Source organism: Pseudescherichia vulneris NBRC 102420, assembly GCF_000759795.1.
Lineage (GTDB): Bacteria > Pseudomonadota > Gammaproteobacteria > Enterobacterales > Enterobacteriaceae > Pseudescherichia > Pseudescherichia vulneris.
In genome coordinates this window covers 62,679-71,193 of the sequence record NZ_BBMZ01000005.1, presented here as the reverse complement: position 1 = coordinate 71,193, position 8,515 = coordinate 62,679, and the positions used below count along the sequence as shown (strand labels likewise).

Here is an 8,515-nt window from a genome sequence, read left to right as displayed (position 1 = left end):
CCCACTCAATCGTAGCCGGTGGTTTACCGCTGATATCATAGACCACGCGCGAAATGCCATTAACCTCATTAATTATGCGGTTAGAGACGCGACCTAAGAAATCATACGGCAGGTGTGCCCAGTGTGCGGTCATAAAGTCGATGGTCTCAACCGCGCGCAGGGAGACAACCCAGTCGTACTTACGGCCGTCGCCCATTACGCCTACAGAGCGTACCGGCAGGAACACGGTGAAGGCCTGGCTCACTTTGTTATACAGGTCAGCTTTGCGCAGCTCTTCAATGAAGATAGCGTCAGCGCGACGCAGCAGGTCGCAGTACTCTTTCTTCACTTCGCCCAGCACGCGGACGCCCAGACCCGGACCCGGGAACGGGTGACGGTAGAGCATGTCGTACGGCAGGCCCAGCTCAAGACCAATCTTGCGCACTTCGTCTTTGAACAGCTCACGCAGCGGTTCAACCAGACCCATCTTCATCTCTTTCGGCAGGCCGCCCACGTTGTGGTGAGATTTAATGACGTGTGCTTTACCGGTCGCCGATGCAGCGGACTCGATGACGTCAGGGTAGATGGTACCCTGTGCCAGCCACTTAACGTCTTCCAGCTTCAGCGCCTCTTCGTCAAACACTTCAACGAAGACGCGGCCGATGATTTTACGTTTCGCTTCCGGATCGTTCTCACCCGCCAGCGCGTCAAGGAAACGCTGCTCGCCTTCAACGTGCACAATGTTCAGGCCAAAGTGATCGCCAAACATATCCATCACCTGCTCGGCTTCGTTCAGGCGCAGCAGGCCGTTGTCAACGAACACACAGGTCAGGCGATCGCCAATGGCGCGGTGCAGCAGCATTGCGGTGACGGAGGAGTCCACGCCGCCGGAGAGGCCAAGGATCACCTTGTCATTGCCAACCTGCTGGCGGATACGCTCGATAGCGTCATCGATAATTTTAGCCGGGGTCCACAGCGCTTCACATTCGCAGATGTCGCGCACGAAACGCTCCAGCATACGCAGGCCCTGACGGGTGTGGGTCACTTCCGGGTGGAACTGCACGCCGTAGAAGCGCTTCTCTTCGTTAGCCATAATGGCGAACGGACAGGTCTCGGTGCTGGCAACGGTCACGAAGCCTTCCGGGATAGCGGTAACTTTGTCGCCGTGGCTCATCCACACGTCCAGCAGCGGATTGCCCTCTGCGCTCAGGGAGTCCTCAATACCGCGCACCAGCGCGCTCTGAGTCATCACTTCAACCTGGGCGTAGCCAAACTCACGCTCGTTGGAGCCTTCAACGTGGCCGCCAAGCTGCATCGCCATCGTCTGCATACCGTAGCAAACGCCGAATACCGGTACGCCTGCCTCAAATACATACTGCGGTGCGCGCGGGCTGTTGTGTTCAGTGGTGCTCTCCGGGCCGCCGGACAGGATGATCCCGTTCGGGTTGAACTCACGGATTTGGGCTTCGGTGACGTCCCAAGCCCACAGCTCACAGTAGACGCCCAGCTCACGCACGCGGCGGGCAACAAGCTGGGTGTACTGCGAACCAAAGTCGAGGATAAGAATACGATGCTTATGAATATTGTCGGTCATTGACGATTGTTCCGAGGCAGAAGCAGATAGAGAAAATAAGTGCCGGGCAGCGTTACGCCCACCCGGCCTATAAATTAAATCAGGAACCCATGCGGTAGTTCGGGGACTCTTTAGTGATGGTCACGTCGTGAACGTGGCTCTCCTGAATGCCCGCCCCGCTGATGCGTACAAATTCAGCCTGCGTACGCAGCGCGTCGATAGTACCACAGCCGGTCAGACCCATACAGGAGCGCAGGCCGCCCATCTGCTGGTGAATGATCTCTTTCAGGTAGCCTTTGTACGCTACGCGGCCTTCGATACCTTCCGGCACCAGCTTGTCAGCGGCGTTATCGGTCTGGAAGTAGCGATCGGAGGAGCCTTTAGACATCGCGCCCAGCGAGCCCATACCGCGGTAGGATTTGTAAGAGCGGCCCTGGAAGAGTTCGATCTCGCCCGGGGACTCTTCGGTACCGGCCAGCATGGAGCCCACCATCACCGCCGCCGCGCCTGCGGCAATCGCTTTAGCGATATCGCCGGAGAAGCGGATGCCGCCGTCGGCGATCACCGGAATACCGGTGCCTTCAAGGGCTTCAACCGCGTCGGAAACGGCGGTGATCTGCGGAACGCCTACGCCGGTTACGATACGGGTAGTACAGATAGAGCCTGGGCCGATCCCCACTTTCACCGCGCTGACGCCAGCGTCGGCCAGGGCACGTGCGCCTGCGCCGGTCGCTACGTTGCCGCCGATGATCTGCAGGTTAGGGTATTTTGCACGGGTCTCACGAATACGCTGCAGCACGCCTTCGGAGTGGCCGTGGGAGGAGTCAATCAGCAGCACGTCAACGCCAGCGGCAACCAGCGCATCAACGCGCTCTTCGTTGCCCGCGCCCGCGCCTACCGCAGCGCCAACGCGCAGACGGCCATGCTCGTCTTTACAGGCGTTCGGCTTACGTTCGGCTTTCTGGAAATCTTTTACGGTGATCATGCCGCGCAGATGGAAGCTATCGTCCACTACCAGCGCTTTCTCAACGCGTTTTTCGTGCATTTTAGCCAGCACGACGTCACGGGTTTCGCCTTCGCGCACGGTAACCAGGCGCTCTTTCGGCGTCATATACACGCTTACCGGCTGGTTCAGGTCAGTCACGAAACGCACGTCACGACCGGTAATAATACCGACCAGCTCATAGTCTTCCGTCACTACCGGGTAACCGGCAAAGCCGTTACGCTCGGTCAGCGCTTTCACTTCATGCAGCGTGGTGGTTGGCAGAACGGTCTGTGGGTCGGATACGATACCGGACTCATGTTTCTTCACGCGGCGTACTTCTTCCGCCTGACGCTCGATGGACATGTTTTTATGGATAAAACCGATGCCCCCTTCCTGCGCCAGGGCGATAGCCAGGCGTGCTTCCGTCACGGTGTCCATTGCCGCAGAGAGCATAGGAATGTTCAGGCGAATGGTTTTGGTAAGCTGGGTGCTGAGGTCGGCAGTATTCGGCAGAACGGTAGAATGAGCGGGAACGAGGAGGACGTCGTCAAACGTCAGGGCTTCTTTAGCGATACGTAGCATGGGCAATATCTCTGACCGGGTGGTTAAATATTGCCGTGGCATTATACAGAGCGTAACCGATTGCATCTACACTTTTTTGCAAAATTAGTTGCGATTGCGGCCCATCGGGTTACTATCGATTAATTAACCTTCTGATTTAAAATTTGATCTGGCTCACATGTCATCGATGCAATCCCCCGCAATTTTTACCGTTAGCCGCCTGAATCAGACGGTGCGCCTGCTGCTGGAAAGAGAAGTTGGCCAGGTCTGGATCAGCGGTGAGATATCAAACTTTACTCAGCCTGCCTCCGGTCACTGGTACTTCACGCTGAAGGATGATACCGCCCAGGTACGCTGTGCGATGTTTCGCAACAGCAACCGTCGGGTCACCTTCCGTCCCCAGCACGGACAGCAGATTCTGGTCCGCGCCAGCATTACGCTCTACGAGCCGCGCGGCGAGTATCAGATCATCGTCGAGAGCATGCAGCCCGCAGGGGAAGGCCTGCTTCAGCAGAAGTACGAGCAGCTCAAGGCGAAGCTGGCGGCAGAGGGGCTGTTCGACCAGCAAAGCAAGCAGCCGCTTCCCTCCCCCGCCCACTGCGTAGGGGTGATCACTTCGAAAACCGGGGCCGCGCTGCACGATATTCTGCACGTGCTTAAGCGCCGCGATCCCTCCCTGCCGGTCGTGATCTACCCGACCGCCGTTCAGGGTGAAGATGCGCCTGGGCAGATCGTTCGCGCCATTGCGCTGGCGAACAGCCGTAAAGAGTGTGACGTGCTGATCGTCGGACGCGGCGGCGGCTCGCTGGAGGATCTCTGGAGCTTCAACGATGAGCGTGTGGCACGGGCGATTTTCGCCAGCCAGATCCCTATCGTCAGCGCCGTCGGGCATGAAACCGATGTGACCATCGCCGACTTTGTGGCCGACCTGCGTGCGCCGACCCCGTCCGCCGCCGCAGAGATGGTCAGCCGCAACCAGCTTGAGCTGCTGCGTCAGCTGCAAAGCGGCCAGCAGCGACTGGAGATGGCGATGGATTACTATCTCGCTAACCGCACCCGTCGTTTTACCCAGCTGGAGCACCGCTTACAGCAACAGCACCCGCAGCTGCGGCTGGCGCGTCAGCAAACCGTGCTTGAGCGGCTGCGCCAGCGGATGACCTACGCGATGGATAATCAGCTTAAGCGTTCAGGTCAGCGCCAGCAGCGGATGACCCAGCGGCTGAATCAGCACTCGCCACAGCCGCGTATTCACCGCGCCCAAAATCGCGTTCAGCAGTTGGAGTACCGTCTGGCCCAGCTGATGAGCGCCAGGCTCAGCGCCACTCGCGAACGCTTTGGCAACGCCATGACCCATCTTGATGCCGTGAGCCCACTGGCTACCCTGGCACGCGGCTACAGCGTAACCACCGCGACGGATGGCAACGTGCTGAAGCAAACCAAACAGGTAAAAGCTGGGGATGTGCTCACCACCCGCCTGGTTGATGGCTGGGTGGAAAGTGAAGTGAAAGGCGTGACCGTCGCTAAAAAAACGCGGGCGCGCAAAAAAACCTGACCTGACGCTAGTTCGCCTGATGATGTCTGTCAGGCGTAACGGTAAGCATTACCCATGACAGGCCGGAAAAAACAGCCAATGCGCCAGCCGCGCCGATCGCACCATAGAGCTGGCCAAAGAGAACCGATCCTACGACCTGCCCGGCAGCCAGCATCAGGAAAGCCATACTGACGCCCGCCGCTGGTGAAGGTTGCGCAATCTCCGCCCCCTGCACCAATAGCACGCCGGACAAAATGACATACCCCGCGCCGCTCATCGCCACCACCGGAAAAAGCCACCCGTTAAAACCGTGGCTCAATGCCAGCGCGGCCAAAGACGCTGCCATAAAGAACTGCGATCCCCAGTAAACGCCCCGCATGCCGATACGTCGCGCCACGGTGCCGGTAAACACGGCGATGACGCCTGCTCCACCGCTCACCAGCCAGAGGATGTTTGTCATCGCGCTATCTACTTTGGTGTGCTGCTGAAGTAACTCAGGCCCAAAGCTCCACCATGCCGCGCTGGCAATACCGCTAACAAACGCAATAACTAACAGCCGAAACATGCCCGGCTTGCGAAAGAGGATGCGCCAGTGCGGCGATCCCTCTGTCGATTTAGACGCACTTTTAGGCAGAGTACGCCACGCAGCGAGCAGGCATACCAACGCCAGTAAAGCGAAAACCATGCAGGAGACACGCCACCCGCCCGGCATGAAAAAAAGAATGGGGACGGACAGAATGATGCCCCCGCTTGTTCCGGCGTTAATGGTTGTATTCACCTGCGTCTGGCGTTCATCAGGAATGGCGTCGTTCACGGCCCCCGCCAGGGCGGGAGAGGCCAGTCCAGAGCTCATACCTGCCACAAACAGGCCGAGCGCCAGATAGAGCGGCGCAGCCGCAAAAGCCAGGATAAGCAACCCGACGGCGGCCACAACGGCAGCCAATATTGCCGTGACGCGTGGGCCGAAGCGGCTGGTAAAAAAGGAGGCGATGAAGACGGATAAGCAGTAGGCTACGTAGCTACAGGCGGCAATTAAGCCAGCGACTTCTGGCGTGAAAGGGATCTCCTGTCGAATATCGGGCAGCATGAGCCCCCATGAAAATCTCGCCATCCCATAGGTTACGGCGATCAAGGCAAAGCCGGTTACTCCCAACGCCACATCTCTTTTCATTACGTTTCTCTTTTTATGAGCAGTTAAAAACGTAAGTGCTAAGAGATGATTGCGCAAATTTTGTGATTAGGCGTCAGACCTGACGAACTCGACGCGCTTTTTCGAGATCAGCCCGTGGCCGTGCTGGCAGAAGTAATCTACCGCGCCGCAGGCCTTGAGCACCTCTAATGGCTGATGGCAATCGGGGCAGCGTGCTTCTAACGCCACATCAAGGTTACAATTTTCGCAATGCGCATGGGTGCCAACAAGCTCCATCGGCTTATCACAGTTAGGACAGGTCAGTTGCATAACGCCTCCTATAATATGTCAATTACCTAATTATAACGCTCTCGTGCTCGTATGGACAATGCAGGTGAGGACATTGGTTTTACCGTTTAAAATTCGCAATGTCATTCATTAGAAAATTAATCAAAACCAACATATTCATCTGCCCTCTGATGGTAAACTTCATCACACAAAATATTACATCCATAAATTATTACAAATACCAATGAATAGCGAATTGCGTTATAAATTCATATATTGAACAAAGCTGATGTAGATTTAGAGGTTATCCGATGAAAGCGTTAGTGCCTTTCATTATCACAGTGTTGCCGACGGTTAGTTATGCTGCGGATTTACCCGGAAGTGAATGCGCTGCCCCAGGCCATTATGCTGAAAGCATGTTACAGGTCAGCGTTAAAAACGATCTTGGGATTAAGCTGGAAAACATACAAAATAGTAAAATCGTCACGGAGATATTAAGCATTGCTCCGGTATCCGACGTGTTTGCCCGACAGATGGCTAAAGCCGATAGCGCATCCGGAAAGGGGTTATCTGAAAATGATTACTTCAAAATTTATCACAGCAATCATGTCCTAAATTTAATAGTACGTTACACCTACACTAATGATGTCGGTAAAAAAGACGTATTTATCTCCTCAGCACTGATGAATGATGAAGAGTGCTCAGTACGCTATAACGGCTACATGACGATATCGCGAGAATTTTAAGTGCCAGGCCGAGAGTCGGCTTAACCTGGCCGCTTAATTACCGGGGCACAACCTCTGCCCCGGTAACGTTGAGGTGTTATCCGGCGTTAACGGCCGGTTTAGCCTGAGCGTTTGCCAGCATGCGGCGAACCGGAACAATAAGGACGATCAGCACGGCGGCGCAGATCAAGAGAGCTACGGAGCAGCGTGCAAAGAGGTCCGGCAGCATATCAAGCTGGTCAGCCTTCACGTGACCGCCAATCAGGCCTGCCGCCAGGTTACCCAGCGCGCTCGCGCAGAACCACAGCCCCATCATCTGACCGCGCATTCTTTCCGGGGCCAACAGCGTCATGGTCGCCAGACCAATTGGGCTCAAGCACAGCTCGCCAAGCGTCAGCATCAGGATGCTGCCGACCAGCCAGAAAGGCGATACCCCTGCCCCGCCGCTGTTCAGCACGTTCTGTGCCGCCAGCATCATCAGGCCAAAGCCTGCCGCCGCAAAGAGAATCCCAATCACGAACTTGGTAATGCTGCTTGGGCGAATGTTCATGCTCGCCAACTTCGGCCACGCCCAGCTAAATACCGGGGCCAGCAGAATGATAAACAGGGCATTAATTGACTGGAACCACACGGCAGGGATTTCAAAACCCCCGATCATACGGTTCGTGTAGTCATTGGCGAACAGGTTAAACGAGGTTGGCTTTTGCTCAAACGCAGACCAGAAGAACGCTGCGGAGACCAGCAGGATAAAGCAGACCAGCAGTCGGGCGCGCTCTTTACGGTTCAGGCCAGCAAAGATAAACAGGTAGATGAAGTAGAGCGCCACCGACGCCGCAATCACGTACACCAGCACGCTGGCGACCGCGACCGGGTTGATGACAATCACACCCTGCGCGATCAGCGTTACGATAACCGCTACGCCGACTGCCAGCGCCAGCAGCCACATGCCCACGCCGTTTCGCTTCACTACCGGGCTGTTCCAGGTGGAGTCCAGGCCCACTTCGCTGTCGTAGCGTTTCATGGCCGGAACGGCAAACACGCGGAAGATAATCAGCGCCACCAGCATCCCGATGCCGCCGATACCAAAGCCCCAGTGCCAGCCGTGGCTCTTAATCAGCCAGCCGGAGATCAGCGGCGCAATGAAGGAGCCCATGTTGATGCCCATGTAGAACAGCGAGAAACCGCCGTCGCGACGCGCATCGCCTTTTTTGTACAGCGTGCCGACCATGACCGAGATACAGGTTTTGAACAAACCAGAGCCGAGCACGATGAACATCAGGCCGATAAAGAACAGGTTGTCGCCCATAAAGGCAGAGAGTGCAATCGACAGGTGGCCGAGGGCAATCAGGATCGAGCCGTACCAGACCGCGCGCTGTTGGCCGAGCCAGTTATCCGCCAGCCAGCCACCCGGCAGTGCGGCAAGATACATGGTACCGGCAAAGATGCCGACAATGGCAGAGGCGTTCTCCCGCGCCAGCCCCATCCCGCCGTCATACACGGTGGCCGCCATAAACAGGATCAGCAGCGGCCGGATGCCGTAGAACGAGAAACGCTCCCACATCTCGGTGAAGAACAGCGAGCCGAGCGGATAAGGATGGCCGAAGAACGTTCGGCTCTCTTGGTGATTAACAGAGGATTGCATATTTCTCCCGAAAGGTATGTCGTTGTGCAGGTAAACGCCGCGATATACGCCGATCAGTTACGTATCTGACCGATTTTTTTATATGCGGCGAAGAGTTATATA

At 56.5% G+C, this 8,515-nt stretch carries 7 protein-coding genes; 2 read left to right on the top strand and 5 right to left on the bottom strand.

Features of this window, described 5'->3' with window-relative positions; genetic code table 11:
* Positions 1–1,573, bottom strand: a 1,573-nt coding sequence (guaA, locus tag EV102420_RS03795) for a glutamine-hydrolyzing GMP synthase (protein WP_042389110.1), incomplete at its 3' end; no start/stop codon positions are given.
* Positions 1,574–1,652: 79 nt separating this feature from the next.
* On the bottom strand, positions 1,653–3,119 hold the full coding sequence (guaB, locus tag EV102420_RS03790) for an IMP dehydrogenase (RefSeq protein WP_042389109.1): 1,467 nt from the start codon (positions 3,117–3,119) through the stop codon (positions 1,653–1,655).
* A gap of 157 nt (positions 3,120–3,276) precedes the next feature.
* Here guaB and xseA point away from each other — a divergent pair, with 157 nt between their 5' ends.
* Positions 3,277–4,650, top strand: coding sequence for an exodeoxyribonuclease VII large subunit (gene xseA, locus EV102420_RS03785; protein WP_042389106.1), 1,374 nt, complete (start codon positions 3,277–3,279; stop codon positions 4,648–4,650).
* A gap of 7 nt (positions 4,651–4,657) precedes the next feature.
* Here the strand turns inward: xseA and EV102420_RS03780 are convergent, their stop codons facing one another.
* Complete coding sequence (locus EV102420_RS03780; protein ID WP_042389102.1) at positions 4,658–5,800, bottom strand: MFS transporter; 1,143 nt, start codon at positions 5,798–5,800, stop codon at positions 4,658–4,660.
* Positions 5,801–5,866: 66 nt separating this feature from the next.
* Complete coding sequence (locus tag EV102420_RS21070; RefSeq protein WP_072015182.1) at positions 5,867–6,088, bottom strand: zinc ribbon domain-containing protein; 222 nt, start codon at positions 6,086–6,088, stop codon at positions 5,867–5,869.
* A gap of 269 nt (positions 6,089–6,357) precedes the next feature.
* On the opposite strand from EV102420_RS21070, the gene EV102420_RS03775 reads away from it, so the two are divergent.
* Positions 6,358–6,792 (top strand): hypothetical protein, encoded by a 435-nt coding sequence (locus tag EV102420_RS03775; protein WP_042389100.1) that lies wholly within the window; start codon positions 6,358–6,360, stop codon positions 6,790–6,792.
* 76 nt (positions 6,793–6,868) lie between these two features.
* Here EV102420_RS03775 and EV102420_RS03770 read toward each other — a convergent pair whose 3' ends face one another.
* Entirely contained in the window at positions 6,869–8,413 is a 1,545-nt protein-coding gene (locus tag EV102420_RS03770) for a peptide MFS transporter (RefSeq protein WP_042389097.1), read from the bottom strand.
* Positions 8,414–8,515: the final 102 nt, after the last annotated feature.